Source organism: Cupriavidus sp. 05L310, assembly GCF_056398185.1.
Map to the genome: position 1 here is coordinate 1 of NZ_JBFTOX010000018.1, position 21,531 is coordinate 21,531.

General features: G+C 65.1%; 22 protein-coding genes. 12 read left to right on the plus strand and 10 right to left on the minus strand.

Going from position 1 to position 21,531, the window contains the following annotated elements; genetic code table 11:
- Positions 1–259 precede the first annotated feature (259 nt).
- Positions 260–505: a hypothetical protein gene (locus AC1DS6_RS14920; RefSeq protein ID WP_428177876.1), complete on the plus strand. Its 246-nt coding sequence runs from the start codon at positions 260–262 to the stop codon at positions 503–505.
- Positions 506–577: 72 nt separating this feature from the next.
- Here AC1DS6_RS14920 and AC1DS6_RS14925 read toward each other — a convergent pair whose 3' ends face one another.
- Positions 578–877 carry a putative quinol monooxygenase gene (locus tag AC1DS6_RS14925; protein WP_441629998.1) on the minus strand — a complete coding sequence of 100 codons (300 nt, stop codon included), beginning with the start codon at positions 875–877 and terminating at the stop codon, positions 578–580.
- Positions 878–960: 83 nt separating this feature from the next.
- Positions 961–3,060, minus strand: coding sequence for an excinuclease ABC subunit UvrB (gene uvrB / locus AC1DS6_RS14930; RefSeq protein ID WP_441629996.1), 2,100 nt, complete (start codon positions 3,058–3,060; stop codon positions 961–963).
- Between the two features lie 157 nt (positions 3,061–3,217).
- On the opposite strand from uvrB, the gene AC1DS6_RS14935 reads away from it, so the two are divergent.
- Positions 3,218–4,414 (plus strand): amino acid aminotransferase, encoded by a 1,197-nt coding sequence (locus AC1DS6_RS14935; protein ID WP_441629994.1) that lies wholly within the window; start codon positions 3,218–3,220, stop codon positions 4,412–4,414.
- A gap of 274 nt (positions 4,415–4,688) precedes the next feature.
- The gene (locus tag AC1DS6_RS14940; protein WP_276288595.1) at positions 4,689–5,930 is read left to right on the plus strand and encodes a polyhydroxyalkanoate depolymerase; all 1,242 of its coding nucleotides are present in this window, start codon (positions 4,689–4,691) and stop codon (positions 5,928–5,930) included.
- Positions 5,931–6,001: 71 nt separating this feature from the next.
- Here AC1DS6_RS14940 and AC1DS6_RS14945 read toward each other — a convergent pair whose 3' ends face one another.
- A complete protein-coding gene (locus AC1DS6_RS14945) occupies positions 6,002–6,637 on the minus strand; it encodes a TetR/AcrR family transcriptional regulator (protein ID WP_045238081.1) in 636 nt (211 codons plus the stop codon).
- Positions 6,638–6,840: 203 nt separating this feature from the next.
- Between AC1DS6_RS14945 and rsxB the strand changes: the two genes are divergently transcribed.
- Together rsxB and nth are read left to right on the plus strand one after the other, a co-directional pair.
- Positions 6,841–7,662, plus strand: coding sequence for an electron transport complex subunit RsxB (gene rsxB, locus AC1DS6_RS14950; RefSeq protein ID WP_441629991.1), 822 nt, complete (start codon positions 6,841–6,843; stop codon positions 7,660–7,662).
- Positions 7,659–8,303 carry an endonuclease III gene (gene nth, locus AC1DS6_RS14955; RefSeq protein ID WP_441629989.1) on the plus strand — a complete coding sequence of 215 codons (645 nt, stop codon included), beginning with the start codon at positions 7,659–7,661 and terminating at the stop codon, positions 8,301–8,303. Before rsxB ends, nth begins: the two co-directional genes overlap by 4 nt.
- An 84-nt stretch (positions 8,304–8,387) precedes the next feature.
- Here nth and AC1DS6_RS14960 read toward each other — a convergent pair whose 3' ends face one another.
- Positions 8,388–8,975 (minus strand): malonic semialdehyde reductase, encoded by a 588-nt coding sequence (locus tag AC1DS6_RS14960; protein ID WP_035868490.1) that lies wholly within the window; start codon positions 8,973–8,975, stop codon positions 8,388–8,390.
- An 84-nt stretch (positions 8,976–9,059) separates the two neighbouring features.
- Positions 9,060–10,004, minus strand: coding sequence for a DMT family transporter (locus tag AC1DS6_RS14965; RefSeq protein ID WP_441629987.1), 945 nt, complete (start codon positions 10,002–10,004; stop codon positions 9,060–9,062).
- Between the two features lie 137 nt (positions 10,005–10,141).
- On the opposite strand from AC1DS6_RS14965, the gene AC1DS6_RS14970 reads away from it, so the two are divergent.
- Complete coding sequence (locus AC1DS6_RS14970; protein ID WP_441629985.1) at positions 10,142–10,573, plus strand: DUF1841 family protein; 432 nt, start codon at positions 10,142–10,144, stop codon at positions 10,571–10,573.
- Positions 10,574–10,710: 137 nt separating this feature from the next.
- Complete coding sequence (locus tag AC1DS6_RS14975) at positions 10,711–12,024, plus strand: phospholipase A (protein ID WP_441629984.1); 1,314 nt, start codon at positions 10,711–10,713, stop codon at positions 12,022–12,024.
- 29 nt (positions 12,025–12,053) lie between these two features.
- On the opposite strand, the gene AC1DS6_RS14980 is transcribed toward AC1DS6_RS14975, so the two are convergent.
- Positions 12,054–12,494, minus strand: coding sequence for a thioredoxin family protein (locus AC1DS6_RS14980; protein ID WP_441629982.1), 441 nt, complete (start codon positions 12,492–12,494; stop codon positions 12,054–12,056).
- An 89-nt stretch (positions 12,495–12,583) separates the two neighbouring features.
- Positions 12,584–13,138: a nucleotide exchange factor GrpE gene (gene grpE / locus AC1DS6_RS14985; protein WP_035868503.1), complete on the minus strand. Its 555-nt coding sequence runs from the start codon at positions 13,136–13,138 to the stop codon at positions 12,584–12,586.
- A 275-nt stretch (positions 13,139–13,413) separates the two neighbouring features.
- On the opposite strand from grpE, the gene AC1DS6_RS14990 reads away from it, so the two are divergent.
- The gene (locus AC1DS6_RS14990) at positions 13,414–13,569 is read left to right on the plus strand and encodes a hypothetical protein (protein ID WP_035868505.1); all 156 of its coding nucleotides are present in this window, start codon (positions 13,414–13,416) and stop codon (positions 13,567–13,569) included.
- 44 nt (positions 13,570–13,613) lie between these two features.
- On the opposite strand, the gene AC1DS6_RS14995 is transcribed toward AC1DS6_RS14990, so the two are convergent.
- The 3 genes from AC1DS6_RS14995 to hrcA form a co-directional block, all read right to left on the minus strand.
- Positions 13,614–14,009 (minus strand): RNA-binding S4 domain-containing protein, encoded by a 396-nt coding sequence (locus tag AC1DS6_RS14995; protein ID WP_441629979.1) that lies wholly within the window; start codon positions 14,007–14,009, stop codon positions 13,614–13,616.
- 33 nt (positions 14,010–14,042) lie between these two features.
- Positions 14,043–15,158, minus strand: coding sequence for a ferrochelatase (gene hemH, locus AC1DS6_RS15000; protein ID WP_441629977.1), 1,116 nt, complete (start codon positions 15,156–15,158; stop codon positions 14,043–14,045).
- A gap of 112 nt (positions 15,159–15,270) precedes the next feature.
- Complete coding sequence (hrcA, locus tag AC1DS6_RS15005; RefSeq protein WP_035868786.1) at positions 15,271–16,308, minus strand: heat-inducible transcriptional repressor HrcA; 1,038 nt, start codon at positions 16,306–16,308, stop codon at positions 15,271–15,273.
- A 114-nt stretch (positions 16,309–16,422) separates the two neighbouring features.
- Here hrcA and AC1DS6_RS15010 point away from each other — a divergent pair, with 114 nt between their 5' ends.
- The 4 genes from AC1DS6_RS15010 (at position 16,423) to AC1DS6_RS15025 (ending at position 21,503) form a co-directional block, all read left to right on the plus strand.
- Positions 16,423–17,340: an NAD kinase gene (locus AC1DS6_RS15010; RefSeq protein ID WP_035868511.1), complete on the plus strand. Its 918-nt coding sequence runs from the start codon at positions 16,423–16,425 to the stop codon at positions 17,338–17,340.
- A gap of 81 nt (positions 17,341–17,421) precedes the next feature.
- Positions 17,422–19,146: a DNA repair protein RecN gene (gene recN, locus AC1DS6_RS15015; protein WP_441629974.1), complete on the plus strand. Its 1,725-nt coding sequence runs from the start codon at positions 17,422–17,424 to the stop codon at positions 19,144–19,146.
- A gap of 46 nt (positions 19,147–19,192) precedes the next feature.
- Positions 19,193–19,627: a hypothetical protein gene (locus AC1DS6_RS15020; RefSeq protein ID WP_441629972.1), complete on the plus strand. Its 435-nt coding sequence runs from the start codon at positions 19,193–19,195 to the stop codon at positions 19,625–19,627.
- A gap of 193 nt (positions 19,628–19,820) precedes the next feature.
- Positions 19,821–21,503, plus strand: a complete 1,683-nt coding sequence (locus AC1DS6_RS15025) for a S8 family peptidase (RefSeq protein WP_441629970.1) — start codon at positions 19,821–19,823, stop codon at positions 21,501–21,503.
- Positions 21,504–21,531: the final 28 nt, after the last annotated feature.

Here is a 21,531-nt window from a genome sequence, read left to right on the forward strand (position 1 = left end):
TCGCTAACAGCATCCGTCCAGCGCGAACCCGCTTTCTGGTCGCTTCGTCCATCTTCCCAGCCATGCAATCGACTCCCGATCAACGCCTTGGTCAGATAACGCGTCAGACTCAAATCGGTTGTCATGATTTATACAAGTCTCAATAGCTGACGCAAAGTCGTCACCCGCTCATAATCGCGTAGTGAATATCCGCCCTAGCCATCTCCTGATATCGCCCATCTTGCTTTGCGCAAGCCTAGCGGGCGCCGCCGAACCTGCCGTGGGTGCCACCCCAGATTCAGGTTGTGAAAACCTGCTCACCGTGGTCCGGCGCAGCCTGGAGGATGAAATCGGCTCGGCATGCCCGGCGCTGGTTCCGGGGCCGGGCACGGCGTGCGCTGCGCAGCGCGAACCGCTGCGCGCCATCGTGGATTTCATCGGCAAGCGCCACGACGCTGATGCCGATGCGTGCGAAACCCTGCTGGAAGTCAATAAGCGCCTGCGATCGCTCCCCCCAAAGGGCTAGGCCACGCCCCTCGCCTGCCTTTGCAGCCGCGCGGGCCGGCCAGCCCGAAGGACTGGCCGGCGACAGTGCGACTCAGGGCAGCTTGGCCGCCAGCACGTCCAGCTTCTCGATGGAAGGCGGCTTGGCGAACAGGTCGGGGGCCTTCGCCATCAAGGCTGCCGCGACCTTGCCCGAGAGATGGGCCTGGCGCCCGGCCTCATCGGGGAACGCATCGAAGATGCCGTACATGGACGGCCCGAGGCGAAGCGCGAACCATGCAGTGGTGCCGGTTTCCTCCTGCACCAGCGGCAGGCCGCCAAGCAGGAGTTCCTCTATTTCCTTTTCCTTGCCGGGCTTCGCGTGCAGCGGAACCCACAGAGCGAACTTGACCATGAGCAGTCTCCTCACTACCGTCCGGGATTCCAACTATAGACGGTAGCAAGGCCAGCGCCCGCATGCCACAGGAGCGAGCGCCCTCAGGACGCGGCCGCGGCCGGCGGCAAGTGCTCCCCGTCGCCGCTGGCGCCGAATACCTGCCGCTTGAGCTTGGCCAACTGGTCGCGCACCTGCCCGGCCTTTTCGAACTCGAGATTCTTGGCGTGCTCGAACATTTGCTTTTCCAGCCGCTTGATCTCCTTCGCGACCTGCTTCTCGCTCATGTCTTCGTACTTGGCGCGCTCTTCCGCGGCCAGCAGTTCCGCCTTCACCTCGCCCGGGTCGTAGACCCCGTCGATGATGTCCTTGATACGCTTGACGACGCCGCGCGGCACGATGCCGTTGGCTTCGTTGAAGGCAACCTGCTTGGCTCGCCGCCGCTCGGTCTCGCCGATTGCCCGCTTCATCGAATCGGTCATCCGGTCGGCATAGAGAATGGCGGTGCCGTTCACGTTACGGGCAGCGCGGCCGATGGTCTGGATCAGCGAACGCTCGGCCCGCAGGAAGCCTTCCTTGTCCGCGTCGAGAATGGCCACCAGCGAGACTTCCGGGATATCCAGGCCCTCGCGCAGCAGGTTGATGCCGACCAGCACATCGAAGGTGCCCAGCCGCAGATCGCGGATGATCTCCACGCGCTCCACGGTATCGATGTCCGAGTGCAGGTAGCGGACCTTGACGCCGTTCTCGGTCAGGAACTCCGTGAGCTGCTCGGCCATGCGCTTGGTGAGCGTGGTCACCAGCACGCGCTCTCCGACGGATACCTTCTGGTGGATCTCGGACAGCAGATCGTCGACCTGCGTGGTCGCCGGACGCACGTGGATGATCGGATCGACCAGCCCTGTGGGCCGTACCACCTGCTCCACCACCTGCCCCGCATGCTCGTTCTCGTAGTTGGACGGCGTGGCCGAGACAAACATGACCTGCCGCATCTTGCCCTCGAACTCCGCGAACTTCAGCGGACGGTTGTCCAGCGCGGAGGGCAGCCGGAAGCCATAGTCGACCAGGGTGGTCTTGCGCGCCCTGTCGCCGTTGTACATGCCGTTGAACTGACCCATCAGCACGTGCGACTCATCCAGGAACATCAACGCATCGGACGGCAGGTAGTCGACCAGCGTGGGCGGCGGGTCGCCCGGCCTTGCGCCCGACAGGTGGCGCGAATAGTTCTCGATGCCCTTGCAGAAACCCAGCTCGGACAGCATTTCCAGGTCGAAGCGGGAGCGCTGCTCCAGCCGTTGCGCCTCCACCAGCTTGTTCTCCTTGTAGAAGAAGTCCAGGCGCTCGCGCAGTTCGACCTTGATATCCTCGATCGCCCGCAGCACCGTTTCGCGCGGAGTCACATAGTGGCTTGACGGATAGACCGTGAAACGCGGGATCTTCTGGCGCACGCGCCCGGTCAGCGGATCGAAGAACTGCAGCGAATCGATCTCGTCGTCGAACATGTCGACACGCACCGCTAGCTCGGCATGCTCGGCCGGAAAGATATCCAGCGTATCGCCTCGCACGCGGAAGGTGCCGCGCTGGAAATCGGTCTCGTTGCGGGTGTACTGCATGGCGATCAGGCGCGCAATCACATCGCGCTGGCTGATCTTGTCGCCCGTGCGCAGCGTCAGGATCATCTTGTGGTACTCGGACGGATTGCCGATACCGTAGATGGCGGAGACGCTGGCCACGATGATGGTGTCGCGCCGTTCCAGCAGGCTCTTTGTGGCCGACAGCCGCATCTGCTCGATATGCTCGTTGATCGAGGAATCCTTCTCGATGAACAGGTCGCGCTGCGGCACGTAGGCTTCGGGCTGGTAGTAATCGTAATAGCTGACGAAGTACTCCACGGCATTGCGCGGGAAGAACTCGCGGAACTCGGAATACAGCTGCGCGGCCAGCGTCTTGTTGGGCGCGAACACGATGGCCGGACGCCCCATGCGGGCAATCACATTGGCCATGGTGAAGGTCTTGCCCGAACCGGTCACCCCCAGCAGGGTCTGGTAGGACAGGCCATCCTCCACCCCCTCGACCAGCTGGCGGATCGCCTCGGGCTGGTCGCCAGCCGGCAGATAAGGCTGGTAAAGCTGGAACGGCGAACCGGGAAAGGTCGCGAACTTCTCTTCATCCAGCGCGGGTGCGACTTCAACGAGATTCGACATAGGCTGGTAGGGGAAAACCTCAGGAAAACGGGCAGATACGCTAGAATCTTGGGGTTGGCGGCCAGGTATCAAGATGGGGGCCGCCCGCACTCCCGAGCGCAGTCCGGAGCATTCTACGCCTTCCCGTTTTGTTACATAGTTGACCACGAGATCCCAAATGAGTTTGTTTTCTGCCGTCGAGATGGCCCCGCGCGACCCGATCCTGGGCCTGAATGAAGCCTTCAATGCCGATACCCGTGCGACCAAGGTCAATCTGGGTGTTGGCGTGTACTTCACCGACGAAGGGAAAATCCCTCTGCTGCGCGCCGTGCAGGAAGCCGAGAAGGCCCGCCTGACCACCGCCACTCCGCGCGGCTACCTGCCGATCGAAGGCATCGCCGCCTACGACCAGGCCGTGCAGACCCTGCTGTTCGGCAAGGAATCGCCGCTGATCACCGAAGGTCGCGTAGTGACGGCCCAGGCACTCGGCGGCACTGGCGCGCTCAAGATCGGCGCCGACTTCCTCAAGCGCCTGTATCCGGACGCCAAGGTCGCCATCAGCGACCCGAGCTGGGAAAACCACCGCGCCCTGTTCGAGGCAGCCGGCTTCCCCGTGATCAACTACACCTATTACGACGCCCCCAGCCACGGCCTGAATTTCGCCGGCATGGTGGAATCGCTGAAGTCGTACGCGGCCAACACCATCGTCGTGCTGCACGCCTGCTGCCACAACCCGACCGGTGTCGACCTCTCGCCCGAGCAATGGAAGCAAGTGGTGGAACTGATCAAGGAACGCAACCTGATCCCGTTCCTCGACATGGCCTACCAGGGCTTCGCCGATGGCATCGACCCGGACGGCGCTGCAGTGCGCCTGTTCGCCGAATCCGGCCTGCCGTTCTTCGTCTCGAGCTCGTTCTCGAAGAGCTTCTCGCTGTACGGCGAGCGCGTGGGCGCGCTGTCGATCGTCACCACGGGCAAGGAAGAAGCCCAGCGCGTGATGTCGCAGGTCAAGCGCGTCATCCGCACCAACTACTCCAACCCGCCGACCCATGGCGGCACCGTGGTCGCCACCGTGCTGAACAGCCCCGAGCTGCGCGCCATGTGGGAACAGGAGCTGGGCGAAATGCGTGACCGCATCAAGCTGATGCGCCATGCGCTGGTGGACAAGCTGGCCGCCAAGGGCGTGCCGGGCGACTTCTCGTTCGTCAAGGCCCAGCGCGGCATGTTCTCGTACTCGGGCCTGAACTCGGCGCAAGTGGACCTCCTGCGCAACGAGCATGGCATCTACGCCGTGGGCACCGGCCGCATCTGTGTAGCAGCGCTCAACAGCCGCAACATCGACGCGGTGGTCGACGCCATCGCCGCCGTGCTGTAACGGTACACGTGTAAAGTGGACGGAAAGGCGACTTCGGTCGCCTTTTCCACGTCTGGCCGCATCTTTTTACATTTTTTTGGATTTGTCAGCCAGAAGTACAGCGTTTGTCCTCTTGTCTTTTTCCGATGCAAGCGTACCTTAGGGTATATGCTGCATCGCACGATCGTTCGATAACGAGCATAATCGGTAACACATTAGCAATTCTGTGTTTGCTGCATTCGTAATATCAAGGCGTTGAATTCCAGCTTCGCCCCCAGCCTGATAGGGACCCGTCATGCTTTACCAGCTGCACGAATTCCAGCGCTCGATGCTGCACCCACTTACCGCGTGGGCGCAGGCTACAGCCAAGACCTTCACCAATCCCCTGAGCCCGATGTCCCTGGTGCCAGGCGCCACGCGACTGGCCGCCGGCTACGAACTGCTTTACCGGCTCGGCAAGGAATACGAGAAGCCGGGCTTCGATATCAAGTCGGTACGCTCCAACGGCAGGGACATCCCGATCGTCGAACAGACCATCATCGAAAAGCCCTTCTGCAAACTGGTGCGCTTCAAGCGCTATGCGGACGACCCCGAGACCATCAAGCTGCTCAAGGATGAGCCGGTCGTACTGGTATGCGCGCCCCTGTCGGGCCACCATTCCACGCTGCTGCGCGACACGGTGAAAACCCTGCTGCAGGATCACAAGGTCTATGTGACCGACTGGATCGATGCCCGCATGGTGCCGGTCGAGGACGGCCGCTTCCGCCTGGCCGACTACATCCATTACATCCAGGAATTCATCCGCCACATCGGCGCGGAAAACCTGCATGTGATTTCGGTGTGCCAGCCTACGGTGCCGGTGCTCGCGGCCATCTCCCTGCTGGCCTCGGCCGGCGAGAAGACGCCCAAGACCATGACCATGATGGGCGGCCCGATCGATGCGCGGCGCAGCCCGACCGCGGTGAATTCGCTGGCGACCAACAAGTCGTTCGAGTGGTTCGAGAATAATGTGATCTACACGGTACCTGCGAATTACCCTGGCCACGGCCGCAAGGTGTATCCGGGCTTCCTGCAGCATGCCGGCTTTGTCGCGATGAACCCGGACCGCCATCTGTCCTCGCACTACGACTATTACCTGAACCTGGTCGAAGGCGATGCCGACGATGCGGAAGCCCATGTGCGCTTCTATGACGAGTACAACGCCGTGCTCGACATGGACGCCGAGTACTACCTCGACACCATCCGCGAGGTGTTCCAGGAATTCCGTCTTGCCAATGGCACGTGGGAAATCGAAGGCAAGCCGGTCCGTCCGCAGGACATCAAGGGCACGGCGCTGCTGACCATCGAAGGCGAACTGGACGACATCTCGGGCGCCGGCCAGACGGCGGCGGCGCACGAACTTTGCGCCGGGATTCCCAAGGATCGCAAGCAGCACATCACGGCTGCCAAGTGCGGTCACTACGGGATATTCTCCGGCCGCCGCTGGCGCCAGGAGATCTATCCGGAGTTGCGCAACTTCGTGCTCAAGCACCATTGAGCCACGGCTGCCATCCATGAAAAACGCCCGCGCAAGCGGGCGTTTTTCATGGGCTCTCGCGGCGGCAAAGTTCAGCGGCGTTCCAGATAGGAAAGCAACATATCGGTGTGCAACTCGGCGAAACGCTCGTGCTCGTCCTGGGCCGCCACATCGCGCCCGATCACGGCGCTGATGGTGTAACGGTTGGAAAGCACGTAGTAACCGAGGGCCGAAATGGTCAGGTAGAGCTGCGAAACGTCAACATTGTCGCGGAACACGCCCTTCTTCTGCCCCCGCTTGACGATATCGGCAAGCACATTGACCACCGGGTTGATCAACTGGTGCAGCTGCGTGGACTTCTTCAGGTGGCGGGCCTCGTGAAGATTCTCGCTGTTGACCAGGCGGATGAACTCCGGATTGCGGTAGTACCAGTCCCACACGAAGCGGGCCAGGGTGCGCACGGCGGCCACCGGGTCTTCCTCGACGATATGCAGTTGCTCCTCCGCGGCACGAAACTCCGCATATTGTTTTTCCAGGACGGCCAGGAACAAGCCTTCCTTGCTGCCATAGTAGTAATACAGCATGCGCTCGTTGGTCTCGGCGCGGCGCGCGATCTGGTCGACGCGTGCGCCGGCCAGTCCACCCTTGGCAAATTCCTCGGTGGCCGCATCCAGGATGCGGCGGCGCGTTCCTTCGGGGTCCCGCTTGGTTCTGGTTTCGTTTCGCATGCGACGGCTGGTGAATCGTTGCGCGGATTATGGCACAGGGCAACTTGCGCGCAGCGGCCCCGGCAAAGGGCGCATCATCTCGCGTTTCTGCACTGCGGCGAAATCGGGGATAATCCCTGCCGCGCACCCGTTCCAGCCGGCCTGCCCGCCGGGCAAGAAAGAGAGAGCGGCGCCTAGCTGTCCCCGCAAACCCCAGAATATTCGTGACTGCCAACCGCCCGACCCTCGCCGATCGCCTCGAAGCCCTGCTGCCGCAGACCCAGTGCACCAAGTGCGGCTTCGATGGTTGCCGCCCCTATGCCGAAGCCATGGCAGCGGGCGACGCGGCCTGCAACCGTTGCCCGCCGGGCGGGGCCGAGGGCATCCGCCGCTTGTCGGCTCTGCTGGGCACCCCGGTGCTGCCGCTGGACCCTGAGCGCGGCATGGAACAGGCCCGCGCAGTGGCGGTGATCGACGAAGCGCTGTGCATTGGCTGCACGCTGTGCATCCAGGCCTGCCCGGTCGATGCCATCGTCGGTGCGCCCAAGCAGATGCATACGGTGCTGGAAGACTGGTGCACCGGTTGCGATCTCTGCGTGGCACCTTGCCCCGTTGACTGCATCGCCATGGTTCCCGTCACCGCCGAACGCACCGGGTGGGCCGCATGGTCGCAGGAACAAGCTGACGAAGCCCACGCGCGCTATATGGAGCGCCGCTCTCGGCTGGTGCGCGAGCGCGAGGAGAACGATGCGCGCCTCGCGGCCAAGGCAGCCGCCAAGCTGGAAGCGCTGCAGGCCGAGACCGCGCAGAGCGAGGAGGAACGGGCGGCGCAGGCGCGCAAGCAGGCCATCATCCAGGCCGCCATCGAACGTGCGCGCCTGAAGCAGCAAGCCGTCAAGCCGCGTAATACTGAAAACGTCTCCCCTGCCGTGCAGGCGCAGATCGATGCAGCCGAAGCCCGCCGGGCCAAAGCGGGTCTGGGCGAGCCAGGACAGGCCGATCCTGGCGCCACGTCCGGCGCCAACCCAGCCACCAAGGACCAATGAACGCAGCCAAGTGCCGCGCCTTGTTCGAGACACTGCGCGAAGTCAACCCGACCCCCACCACCGAGCTGGAGTACAGCTCGCCGTTCGAGCTGCTGATCGCGGTGCTGCTGTCCGCGCAGGCCACCGACGTAGGCGTGAACAAGGCAACGCGCAAGCTGTACCCGGTGGCGCACAGCCCGCAGCAGATGCTGGACCTGGGCGAGGAAGGGCTGATCGAATACATCAAGACCATCGGCCTGTACAAGACCAAGGCCAAGCATGTCATCGCCACCTGCCGCATCCTGGTGGAGCAGCACGACGGCCAGGTGCCGCGCGACCGCGCCGCGCTAGAAGCCCTGCCGGGCGTGGGCCGCAAGACCGCCAACGTAGTGCTCAACACCGCCTTCGGCGAGGCCACCATCGCGGTCGACACGCATATTTTCCGCGTTGCCAACCGCACCGGGCTGGCGCCCGGCAAGAACGTGCAGGTGGTCGAGCAGAAGCTGCTCAAAGTCGTCCCGCAAGAATTCCTGCACGATGCGCACCACTGGCTGATCCTGCATGGCCGCTATGTGTGCAAGGCACGCAAACCCGAATGCTGGCACTGCGCGATCGAGCCGCTCTGCGAATACCGCGAGAAGACCGAGGCGCCGCGCATTTAAGTGCGAGCGCGCCGGGCAGGCAAGAAAAGACCCGCACGAAGCGGGTCTTTTCTTGAACCGTGGGCGCCGCGAAGGCGCGGCCGGTCAAACGATGCGGCAGGCTTCGTCGAACGACAGGCGCGGGCTGCGCGGGAACAGCTTGTCGGCCTCGCCATAACCCAGGTTCACCAGGAAATTGACCGACCACTTGCCATCGGGGAAGAAGGCCGCATTGAGCTTCGCGGCATCGAAGCCGGCCATCGGACCGCAATCCAGGCCAAGGGCACGCGCGGCCAGGATGAAATAGCCGCCTTGCAGCGAGCTGTTCATCAGCGCGTCACGGGCAATCTTCTCCGGCTGGCCGGCATACCACGAGCGGGCATCGGCGTGCGGGAACAGCTTGGGCAACTGGTCATGGAAGTCGTTATCGAAAGCAACGATCGCGGTAACCGGCGCCGAGCGCGTTTTCTCGACGTTGCCGGCGGAAACGCATTCGACCAGGCGCGCCTTCTCGGCGGCACTCTTGACGAAGACGATGCGTGCCGGCGAACCGTTTGCCGCGGTCGGGCCAAACTTCATCGCGTCATAGATCTGATGGAGCGCGGCATCGTCCACCTTGCGGTCTTGCCACACATTGTGGGTGCGGGCTTCGGTGAACAGCTGGGCGATAGCGGCCTGATCGATCGATTTCATGCGTTCGGTTCCTGAACAAGAAGTGAGAGCCGGATTGTATCGAAATCGCCGCACTCCTCCCCCCAGGCGATTTGAGCAAAGGGTTCAATTCTGTTGCACAACCTGGCCGCCGGCACCCTTGCGCGTCAGCCACAACACACCCGCCAGGATCAGCCCGCCGCCCAGCGCCTGCGTCAGCCCGACGTGCTCCCCCAGCAGAAGTGCGGCCAGCACCACTGTCACCACGGGTTCCAGCGTGGACAGCATCGAAGCCCGTGCCGCACCGAGCCGCTGCAGGCCAGCGAAAAAGGCCAGGATGGCCAGGACGGTCGACAACAATGCGATCGCCAGCAACGCCAGCCAGCCCGCGAAGCTCTGTGGGAACTGAGGCGGCACGCCCGCCCCGGTACGCACCAGGCCCACCACGACATAAACCACGGCCGCGGCGCTGCACACCACGGTAGTGGTCGCCAGCGGGTTGACGCCCGCCGTAATGCGCGCGCCCACGATGATGTAGACCGAGTAGATCGCGGCCGAGGCCAGGCCCAGCGCAATGCCGAGCGCCGAGCCCTGGCCGCCGCCCACGGTCAGCCCCGCCCCGACCGAGCACAACACAAGCGCGATCACGGACGCCATGCTCAGGCGCTCCTTGAGGAAAACGGCGGCGAGGATGGTGACAAAGAGCGGATACAGGTAAAGCAGCAAGGCCACCAGGCTGGCCTGGGCATGGTTGAGCGCGGTAAAGAAGCAGAACGACTGCCCGACATAGCCAATGCCGCCCATGGCGGCCAGCGCGAGTACCTTGCGCCAGCCCGGCATGCCAACCCCGCGCAGGCGCATCGCCAGCGCCAGCGCGCCGGCCGCCAGCACGAAGCGCACCGCAAGCAAGCCGTAGACGTCAGTGCCGGCCTCGTAGGCGAATCGCGCGAAGATCGCCATGGCACCAAAGGCGCTGGCCGACAGGGCGATCAGCAGCACGCCGGCGAATTGCTCGCGGGCGTTGCGGACGGGCTGGTGGCCAGCGGTGGCGGAAGATCGGGAAGCAGACATGGCGGTGCGCGGTCGAGGACACGCCCGGCGACACCGGGCAACGCCGCATTCTAGTAGCTGGCGGTCCGATTCGGGCAGCGCTCTGGCGGCCGAACTGCGCTGCAGCGATGGGAGAGCTCGTTTACAATACCGGCATCATGTTCAATCCCTCCCGCGAAGAAGTCCGCCGTTTTTTCTGCGAAGCATGGCAAAAGCAGCGCGCAGGCAATGTCCTGACGCCGCTCGAAGTCATTGCAGTCGACTGGATCGGCGAGCACCCCGAGTATCACAGCCTGCTCACCGACACGGAAGGCGCGCTGACCCAGGATTACACGCCTGAAGCCGGCCAGACGAACCCCTTCCTGCACCTGGCCATGCACCTGTCCATCTCCGAGCAGGTTTCCATCGACCAGCCTCCTGGCATCCGCCGGGCCTATGAGTCCCTGACCCAGCGCCTGGATTCGCCCCACGAGGCGCAGCACCAGGTGATGGAGTGCCTGGGCGAAATGCTCTGGCAGGCGCAACGCACAGGCATGCCGCCTGACGGCGAGCAATACATCGCATCGATCCAGCGCCGCGCCAGCCGCTGAGGCGCGGGATCGCACGCACGTGGGCTGCGTACAAATGATCACAAAGTTGTGATGCGGAGCATGATAGGCTTTACCGCCTCGCAATATCACGCAGCGCATGCATCACCTCCTCCGGTAAATGCGGCGCACAGATCTCAATGCCACCTAGTACGTCCAAGCCGGAGGCGGGTGCCGGCGCGCCCATCCGGCGCCTCCCCGGCGCGAGGCCCGCTCTCCTGCTGGCTATCTCCATCGCGGCCGGTTGGCCTTTGTCCAGCCACGCCGCCATCGCCTTGCTGCAACCGCCAAAGGTGGTCGATGGCACCAAGCCACTGACCCTGACCTTGCTGCTGAGCGCCAATAGCGCCAACCGCAGTTTCCTCGTGCCCGAAACCCTTGAGGTCATGGCTTCGGCGGACCTGCAGGCACCTGTGCGGCTTGGCATGCGGCGCGTCACCGCCGGCCCGTCGACCATCAAACTGCGCAAGGGAGAGTACCGCACTATCGAATATGGCGCGGAACTGCCACCCAACTTGCGCGGCCTGGTGCGGCTGGATCCGGTTGACATCGATGCCGCCCCGGTTCTCGTCACGCTCAATCGCGCACCGCGCGCGGATGATCCGCCCGTGGCCCAGGTCGCGAATACACCGCCAGCGGGAACCGCACCGGAGGCAAGCGCCAGTGGCGCTAGCCCCGTGGTCCCGGTAGTTCCGGTGGCTTCTGCCAGCCAGGCAGCGCCGGTCCAGCCGGACCTCCGCGACCAGGGACGGCTCACCTTCAATGACCCGATGTATTTCATCCTGGGTGCGCACGACGGCGCCAATGCGAAGTTCCAGTTCAGCTTCAAGTTCCGCATCTACCAGGGCGAGAACCCGGCTTCGCGCGGCCTGCTCGAAAACCTGTACTTCGGCTACACGCAGTTTTCGCTGTGGGATCTGTCAGGCGATTCGCGCCCCTTCCGCGACACTAACTATCGGCCGAGCCTGTTCTATTACCTCTCGGACACTGGCGTGCACAACCGCGCCATCAGCCGGCTCTCGCTGGCAACGGGCGTGGAGCACGAGTCGAATGGCCGTGATGGCGACCAGTCGCGCAGCATCAATACCGTGTTCGTCAAACCCACTTTCTACCTGGGCGACCTGACCAACTGGCACTGGAGCATCTCGCCCAAGCTGTATTACTACGTCGAGAAGAACGACAACCCGGACATCGCCAGCTACCGTGGCTACATGGATCTGAAGCTGGCCTACGGCAAGCCCGACTCATGGGAATTTGCCGCCACCCTGCGCAAGGGCACGCAGAAGTACTACGGCAGCGTCGACGCGGCGGTGACTTACCCGCTGGCACGCCTGATCCCGGGCACGGCGGGATATCTGATGGCCGGCTACTTTGTCGGCTACGGCGAGAGCTTGCTGGACTACAATCGCAAGCTGCCGTGGCAATTCCGGCTAGGGTACGCACTGTCGCGCTGAGCCGCCGTCCGCAACGGCCCGGGTCGCGTTCAGCCCGCCAGCGGCTTGCCGCTGGCCTTCAGGCGGGCGTTGGCTACGGCCGCTGCAAACTGGCCTTGCCCGTGCCATCCGGTGGCCCGGCCCAGCTTCTTGCCTTTGTGAAAGAACATGAACACGGGAATGCCATGCAGGCCGAAGCGCTTGCCCAACTCGGGATGCGCATAGACGTTGGCGTGCAGCCAGTGCAGTTCGAGGGCATGCACCGGCTCGGGATTCGCCAGCATGGCTTTCTTCGCCATCTCGCAGTTAAAGCAGTCCACGCCCCAGAAAAACACACAAACGAGCGCGTCGCCGGCAGCGGCAATGGCCGCATCAATGTCTTCACTCGCTACTTCGCGCATGCCAAATGCATCGAAGGCGCGGTGATCCAGGTGCGCCGCCGCGTCGGCAGCGGCGCCGGGTGCGGCGGTATTGTCTGGCTTGATGGACATAAGCTTCTCCTGCAATGAAAAACGCCCGGGCCAGCGGCACCGGGCGTTGCTTGTGCCGGCCAAATGGGCGGACAGCCGAGGCGTTGCGCTTACTTGGGCGCCGCCACCGTTACCAGTGCCGGACGCAGTACGCGGTCTGCGATCATGTAGCCACGCTGCAGTACCGTGACCACGGTGTTGGGTTCCTGCGGCGCGGGCACCATGGAAATGGCCTGGTGGCGGTGCGGGTCGAATTTCTCGCCGACCGGGTTCAGTTCGACGATCTTGCCCTTCTCGAAGGCGCTAAGGAGCTGGCGCGCTGTCAATTCGACCCCTTCGCGCAGCTTGGCGATATCGCCTGAGCCATCGGCCAGCGCGGCCTGCAGGCTGTCCATCACGGGCAGCAGGTAATCGGCGAAGCTTTCGATGGCGAATTTATGCGCCTTGGTGACATCGTCCTGGGCGCGGCGGCGGATGTTCTCGCCCTCGGCAGTTGCCCGCAGGAACATGTCGTAGTGCTCCTTGGCCTTGGCTTCAAGCGCGGCCAACTGGGCCGCCACGTCGCCAGCGGCGTTCTCGGCCTGGCCGGCCGGGGCGGTGTTCAGCTCCTCGCTGGCGGGCGTGAGCGGCGGCGTGGTGGGTGGCGTCTGCTTCTGTTCTTCCATGTCGATCCGTATCAATACAAGGACGCGGCCTGCCTGGTCGCAGGCCGCCGGGTGGTCAATCGGCAAATGTAGCCTGCAGTTGGTGGCAAGCGTCTGTTTTTCAAGGGCGCACCGGGACGGTGCGGTGAAACACAAGGTTACAAAGAGAGGCGTGTGGAAATAGGGGCCATATTGCTTTGCAGCAGCGCACCCCCTAAGATGAAAACGTATAAAAATGACAAAAATAACGGGGTCGAAGATGCATCACACGTCGGGCCACTCTCGAAAGGTTAGCCATGCATAAGCTACCTGTTCTGACGGTCTTCCTACTCGCCGCATTATCGGTGATGACAGCCTTTATCTGCCTTTCCGGCGCGTTCACGCCGCGAGACACCGAGTACGGCAGCGGCAAGGCGGTTTTCAAGCACTACATCATCCCCTACGTTCGCTGACCCAGCCAGGTGAGTCCGGGCGACCGCCCACGCGGCTGCCCTCCTCACCCCATGACGCCATCGATCTGGCGCCGGTCGCGCTTGGTCGGCCGGCCCTGCAAGCGCGACGCCGGTTCATCGTTGAGCCGCCTGTTCTCCGCGTCTTGGCGCCGGCGCGCCTCGCTGGCCTCAGTTTCCGCATAGAGTGTCTGGGCGACGGTTGCCGGACCGCGGGCTCCCGCAACGCCCTTTACCACCACTTCCCAGCGTTGCTGGTGCGCCTCCAGTACGACCGTGTCGCCCGGCTTGACCTCGCGCGAATTCTTGCAGGCCTGGCCATTGACCTGGACCTTGCCCCGCTCCACCGCCTCGGCTGCCAGCGAGCGCGTCTTGAAGAATCGCGCGCACCACAGCCATTTGTCGATGCGCAGGCGGGCATCGGCCTCAAAAGATACGTTCATACCTTCACCTCCAAGCCGTAACTCCCGCGCCGCTCATGCCGCCGCACCGCGGGTCTGGGCTTGCGTGCGCCGGGCTTCCAGTTCATGCGGATGGGGCATCCGCAGCGGCCAGCCTTGCAGGTGCTGCAATCCGATCTCCGCGAGCCCGGCGATCCAGCTTTCCGCATCGTTGAGGCAAGGAATGTAGTGGAATACCTTGCCGCCAGCCACCTGGAACTCGGACCGCCCTTCCATGGCGATCTCTTCCAGCGTTTCGAGGCAGTCCGCCGGGAAGCCGGGACAAAACACGTCGACCCGGCCGGTACCGACCTTGCCTAGCTCTTGCAGGGTAGGCGCGGTATAGGGCTGCAGCCACTCCGCCTTGCCGAAGCGCGACTGGAACGTGACCTGGTACTGCCCCGGCTGCAAACCCAGCGCCTCGCCCAGCAGGCGCCCGGTCTTCAGGCATTCGCAGTGGTAGGGATCGCCCAGTTCCAGCGTCCTGCGCGGCACCCCGTGAAACGACAGGATCAGCTTGTCGCCACGCGCGAAATCCGGTGTGCCTTGTTGCGCCCAGTATGCCCCGACCTGCTGGTGCAAAGCCGCAATGTACGCCGGATGGTCGTGAAAATGCTTGACCAGCCGCAGCTCCGGCTGGTTTCGCCACGCCTTGAGCACACGAAATGCCTCGTCGAAGGCGGTCGCGGTGGTAGTGCCTGAATATTGCGGGTACAGGGGCAGCAGCAGGATGCGCTCGGTCCCCTGGCGCCGCAGCGCCTCCAGCACCGAGCCGATCGAGGGGTTGCCATAACGCATGGCGCACGCCACGGTAACTTCGTGGCCATGCTGGTTGAGCAACAACTGCAAGGCGTGGGCCTGGCGCTCGGTGTGCACCAGCAGCGGCGACCCCGTCATATGGGCTTCGCGCAGCCAGATAGATTCGTACTTCATCGCCGACGCACGCGAGCGCAGCGGCAGGATGAGGCCATACAGGATCGGCAGCCATGCGGCGCGGGGAATCTCCACGACGCGCGGATCCGACAGGAACTGCTTGAGGTAGCTGCCGACCGCTTTAGGCGTCGGCGCATCGGGTGTGCCGAGGTTGATCAGCAGGATCGCCGTACGCGGCGCCTGGCCATGCTGATAGGCCGGCTCGGGAGTAAACGTCATGTAATTTCCGGTGTGGCGGAGCGGCGCGGGCACAGGGCGCGCGGCCGCCAGGTCTCGCCGAGCTTACAGGATGAACGGAACAGGCAGTCTGTGAGACCGGGCCAGGACGACACTAGTTCTGGCTGAGCGCGCTGGACAACAGGCGCGCGGTGATGTCGACGATCGGGATCACCCGCTCGTAGGCCATGCGGGTCGGCCCGATCACCCCGAGCGTGCCGACGATCTGGCCGTCGACTTCGTAGGGCGCGGTAATGACCGCCATGTCTTCCAGCGGCACCAGCTTGCTCTCGCCGCCGATGAAGATCTGCACGCCCTGGGCGTGGCTGGAGACATCGAGCAGCTTGAGCAGGCCGGTCTTGTGCTCGAACACGTCGAACAGCTTGCGCAGTTTTTCCATGCTGGAGGAAAGATCCTCCACTTCGAGCAACTTGCGCTCGCCCGAGATAAAGACGTGATCGTCCTCTTCCTCGGCCATGGCGTTGCTGCCCGCCTCCACCGCGGCCTGCATCAGTTGCGACATATCCATGCGCAGCGCCTGCAGTTCGCCGCGCAGGTGGTCACGCACATTGTCGAAGCTCATGCCGGCAAAGTGCGAGTTGATGAAATTGGCCGCCTCGACCAGTTGCGACGGGGAATACGGCAGTTCGGTCTGGATGATGCGGTTCTGCACATCGCCCTCCGGCGTGACGATGATCAGCAGGATGCGCTTGTCCGAGAGCCGCATGAATTCCACCTGGCGGAACGCCTGGGCGCGGCGCGGGGTCATCACCACGCCGGCGAACTGAGACAGGTTGGACAAGGTATGAGCCGCCGAGGTGATCATCCGCTGCGGCCCAAGCTGCTGGCCGCGCAACTGGCCCTGGATCTTGCCGGTCAGTTCAGCCAGGTTGAGCGCGCCATCCAGCGGCTGGGCGGTCAGCATGGTGTCGACGAACAAGCGATAACCCCGCGGCGTCGGAATGCGCCCCGCCGAGGTATGCGGGCTGGCAATAAACCCCATTTCCTCCAGATCCGACATCACATTGCGGATGGTGGCAGGGGACAGATCGAGCCCGGAGTACTTCGACAAGGTCCGTGAGCCCACGGGTTGTCCCTCGGCGATATAGCGCTCGATCAGGGTTTTGAGAAGCGTTTTTGCACGTTCATCCATGATGTTCCCGATTTTACGCAAGTTTACCCCGTTCGGGCGGCTCATCCGTGTTCCGGCCCGGCCGCAGGTGCCCATCTGCTGACAATGGTCGCGGCGGTATGGTCTAATCCCGGCATGTCTTCGCTCCCCACGCCCGGCGCCGCGCGCGCGCCCTTTCGCACCGTCGCCCTGATCGGCAGGTACGCCACCGCCGGCATCGAGGGCCCGCTGGAGGATCTGGCCGCCTGCATCCTCAGGAACGGCCAGGATGTGGTGTTCGAGCGCGAAACCGCGATGGCTACCGGGCTGACCGACTATCCGGCGCTGGCGCCGGACGAGATCGGCAAGCATGCGGATGTGGCGGTGGTGCTCGGCGGCGACGGTACCTTGCTGGGCCTGGCGCGCCAGCTGGCCGGCTACCCGGTGCCGCTGATCGGCGTGAACCACGGGCGCCTCGGCTTCATGACCGACATCCCGTTGCAAGACGTGCATTCGGTGCTGCCCGACATGCTTGCGGGCCGCTACGAGTCGGAGACCCGCATGCTGCTGGAGTCGCAGGTGGTACGCGACGACGGCGTGATCTTTTCCGCGCTGGCCTTCAATGACGTCGTGGTCAACCGTTCCGGCATCTCCGGCATGGTCGAACTGGCCGTCTCCGTGGACGGCCACTTCATGTACAACCAGCGTTCGGACGGCCTGATCGTCTCGACGCCGACCGGCTCGACCGCCTATGCGCTGTCGGCGGGCGGCCCGATCCTGCACCCCACCCTGTCGGGGCTGGTGCTGGTGCCGATTGCCCCGCATGCGCTGTCCAACCGCCCGATCGTCCTGCCGCATGACGCCGAAGTCTCGATCGAGGTGGCCACGGCGCGCGACGCGAGCGTCAACTTCGACATGCAGTCACTGACCTCGCTGCTGCCGGGCGACCGCATTGTGGTTCGCCGGTCGGCCAAGACCGTCAACCTGCTGCATCCGATCGGCTACAACTATTACGCCACGCTGCGCAAGAAGCTGCACTGGCACGAGTACCCGAGCGAAGACAACCGGCTCTGAGCCGCGCCGATCCTGACCGATCCGGCCCAGATCCGCCGCCCCCAAACCGAATCCGCCCCTGACCCCGACCCGTCGCCCACGATGCTGCGCAGCCTGTCCATCCGCGATTTCGTCATCGTCGATACGCTCGACCTCGACTTCTCCCCGGGCTTCACCGTCTTCACCGGCGAGACCGGTGCCGGCAAGTCGATCCTGATCGATGCGCTGGCCCTGGTGCTGGGTGAGCGCGCCGACGCCGGCGTGGTCCGCGAAGGCGCCGCCCGGACCAGCATCAGCGCCACCTTCGCCACCCCCGCCGGGCTCGATGACTGGTTGGCCGAACACGACCTCACCGGCGACGATGGCACCGTGCTGCTGCGCCGGACCGTCGACGCCGGCGGGCGCAGCAAGGCCTTTATCAATGGCGCCGCCGCCACGCTGGGCCAGTTGCGCGACATCGGCGACCGCCTGGTCGATATCCACGGCCAGCATGCCCACCAGTTGCTGCTGCGCCCGGACGCCCAGCGCCTGCTGCTGGACGCCCATGCCGGCCTTACCGCCCAGGCGGGCGCCGTAGCCGAGGCCTGGCGCTCGTGGCGTGCCTGCGTGCGCCAGCGCGAAACCATCGAGCACCGCTCGCGCGAGATGCAGCTTGAGCGCGAACGGCTCGAATGGCAGGTCGGCGAACTCGAGAAGCTGGCGCCGCAACCTGGCGAGTGGGAAGACATCCAGGCCGAATACAACCGGCTGTCGCACGCCGCGGGGCTGATCGAGGGCAGCCGCGCCGCGCTGGAAGCGCTGTCCGAGGCCGATGGCTCGGTACTGTCGGCACTCAACAGCGTGGTACAGCGCCTGCGCCAGCTGGCGGGCGTCGATCCCGGCCTGGGCGACGTGCTGGCGGCGCTGGACCCGGCCCTGGTGCAGGTCGAGGAGGCCGCTCACTCGCTCAACCGCTATGTCGACCGGCTCGATCTCGACCCCGAACGCCTTCAACTGGTGGAAGCGCGCATGCAGGCTCTGCACACCACCGCGCGCAAGTACCGGCTGCCGCCTGAGCAACTGCCCGACGAACTGATGGCCCGCCGCCAGCAGCTCGACGACCTCCAGTCCGCCCAGGACCTGAACAAGGCGATGGCGCGCGAGGCCGCGGCCCGAGCCGCTTACCTGACCATCGCCCAGCACCTAGGCGCCGCCCGCAAGGTGGCGGCCGAAAGCCTGTCGGCCGCCGTCACGGACGCCATGCAAGGCCTGTCCATGGCGGGCGGCAGTTTCGCGGTGGCGCTGCACCCGCTCGACGAAGGGCAAAGCCACGGCCTGGAACAAGTCGAATTCCTGGTGGCCGGCCATGCCGGCGTCAGCGCGCGTCCCCTCGCCAAGGTGGCCTCGGGCGGCGAACTTGCCCGTATCAGCCTGGCGATCTCCGTCATTACCAGCGAGGCCGCGCCTACCCCGACCCTGATCTTCGACGAGGTCGATACAGGCATCGGCGGCGCGGTGGCCGAAGTGGTAGGCCGCCGGCTGCAGGAGCTTGGCCGCGCCCGCCAGGTGCTGTGCGTGACCCACCTGCCGCAAGTCGCCGCCCAGGCCGGCGCCCACCTGCTGGTCAGCAAGGAGACCAGCCAGCCCGAAGGCAAGGGCTCGGTCACCCGCTCGCGCATCCGCGCCCTCGACCCGGCCGGCCGCGTGGTCGAGACCGCCCGCATGCTGGGCGGCACCACCGTGACCGCCACCACCGTGCAGCACGCCGAGGAAATGCTCGCGCAAGGCATGCGCGGCGCCGCCGGCACGGCCCGGGAAACGCGCCGTTCGCGCCGGAGCGCAAGCTGATCGCCCGCGTCCCGCACCGGCCCAGTAACCATCCAGGAGCTTTCCCATGTCAACCGGCAAACTGCCGCACTCCCGCTCAATGGCTCGCCCGCTGCGGATCACCGCCGCCTGCGGCCTGCTGGCACTGCTCGCACTCACCGCTTGCCAGGCGCAGCAGCGCCCCTATGCGCCGGCCGGCAGTATCAGCGCCGACCGCGCCGTGGGCGACATCATGGTGCGCTTCAGCGCGCCGCCGGTGACCGGCTCCGAAGAGGCCGGCCGCCTGCTGGAGTCGATTTCCGGGCCGATCCGTTTCGTCGTCAAGCGGCCGATGTCGGGCGGCGTCTGGCTGGTCACTGCCATTTCGCAATCCGGTGATGCTACGATGGAACAGGCCGTGGCCACGCTGCGAGCCGCTCCCCGCATCGAGCTGGCCGAACCGGACCGGGTGCTCAAGCCGAATCGCACCATGCCCATGGGACGCGACATGCCGCCGGGCTGAAGCCGGCGTGCCCGCACTGCGGGCATGGCGGGACGGGCAGGCTCTGTAGTCGGTTTCCCTGACTTGAACGTTGTAGGTTGAATGCTGTAACCGTGGTTCCCGGCGCGATCGCGCTCTTGCAGATTCCGGGGCGCTCCGCACGGAAAGCCCCACCGCGGTCAGTCCGACGCGGGCCTAACGGGAGATGGCAGACATGCAGCAACAGCTTCAGTACCGGTCATGCTGCACAAGACGCATAGCGCGCCACGGCGCCCTGCTGCTGGCGCTGGGCGCCGCCCTCTGGCTGGGGGCACCGGCAGCCGCCAGCGCGGGGCCCGACCCCGCCGCGCGCCCGGCGCCGCGCTATAGCGGCAACTTCATCGTACGCTGGCGCGACGGCAGCAGCGCTGCCGCCAGCGGCCAGCCCGACCGCATGCTGAGCGTTCACCAGAACACCGGCGTGGCGCTCGCGGTCAAGCGCCAGATGGGCGGCAGCCTGCAATTGCTGAGCGTCTCCGGCAGCGATGCCGCCGACCCCGAGGCCACCGCCGCCCGGCTGCGCCAGGATCCCCGCATCGCGGAGGTGGTGCCGGACCGCTGGCTGCACCTGCATGACACGGCACCCAACGATCCCGAATTCGCGCTCAACCAGCCCTACCTCGGCACGCCCGCGCAAGTGGTGGGCGGCGTCAACCTGCCGCCGGCATGGGACCGCACCCGCGGCAGCAGCAGCCTCGTGATCGCGGTGCTCGATACCGGCTACCTGCCGCATCCGGACCTGGCCGCGCGCATCGTGCCTGGCTATGACTTCATTACCGACACCAGCATCGCCAATGACGGCGACGGGCGCGACACCGATGCTACCGATGCTGGCGACGGCGTGCCGAGCGGATTCACCTGTCCCGGCACATCGGCGCCAACCACCACTGCCACCAACAATAGCTGGCACGGCACCCGCGTGGCGGGGACGCTGGGAGCGCTGACCAACAACGGGGTGAATATCGCCGGCGTGGACTGGAACGCACGCATCCAGCCGGTGCGCGTATCCGGCCGCTGCGGCGCGTTGCTGTCCGACACCGTGGATGGCATGCGGTGGGCCGGCGGCCTCGCCGTGCCCAATGCTCCGGCCAACCCCACCCCCGCGCGCGTGATCAACGTGAGCCTGGGCGGCGGCACCTGCTCCAGCATCGAGCAGCAGGCCGTGAACGACCTCGCTGCCAACGGCGTGATCGTGGTTGCCGCCACCGGCAACAGCGCCAGTGCGGTCGAGGCGCCTGCCGACTGCAGTGGCGTGGTGGCCGTCACGGCCCACGCCAACGACGGCGAGAACGCCGGCTATGCCAATGTGGGACCGCAAGTCTCGCTGAGCGCGCCCGGCGGTGGCTGCGGCAATTCCAAGGTCGTGCAGGGCAGCAACGGCAGTACGTGTTCGGTGGCGAATTCCTTCATCCGCACCCTCTCCAATGACGGCACCACGTCGCTTGGCAATTACACGGTCACCAGTTCCCAGGGCACGAGCTTTGCCACGCCGCTGGTGTCGGGCGTGGCTGCGCTGATGCTCGCGGCCAATCCGGCGCTGACACCCGCCCAGCTGCTTGCCACCCTGAAGAGTTCCGCGCGCCCCCACCCTGCAGGCACGTTTTGCACGACCACCACGGGTACCGGCAAATGTGGTGCAGGCCTGCTCGATGCCAACGCCGCCGTCATCGCCGCAACGCAGGTGGCCCAGCCGCCTCCACCCAGCCCGCCCAGTACGCCCAGTACGCCTGGCACATCCTCCGGCGGCGGTGGCGGTGGCGGCGGTGCGCTGTCGTGGCCGCTCGCGCTGGGCCTGTGCGTACTTGGCTTGCTGCTGAGCTGGTCCGGACGGCGCCGGCTACCGGCGAAACCGCGCTAAGCGAATGACGCTGTGCCGAGGCCGGGTA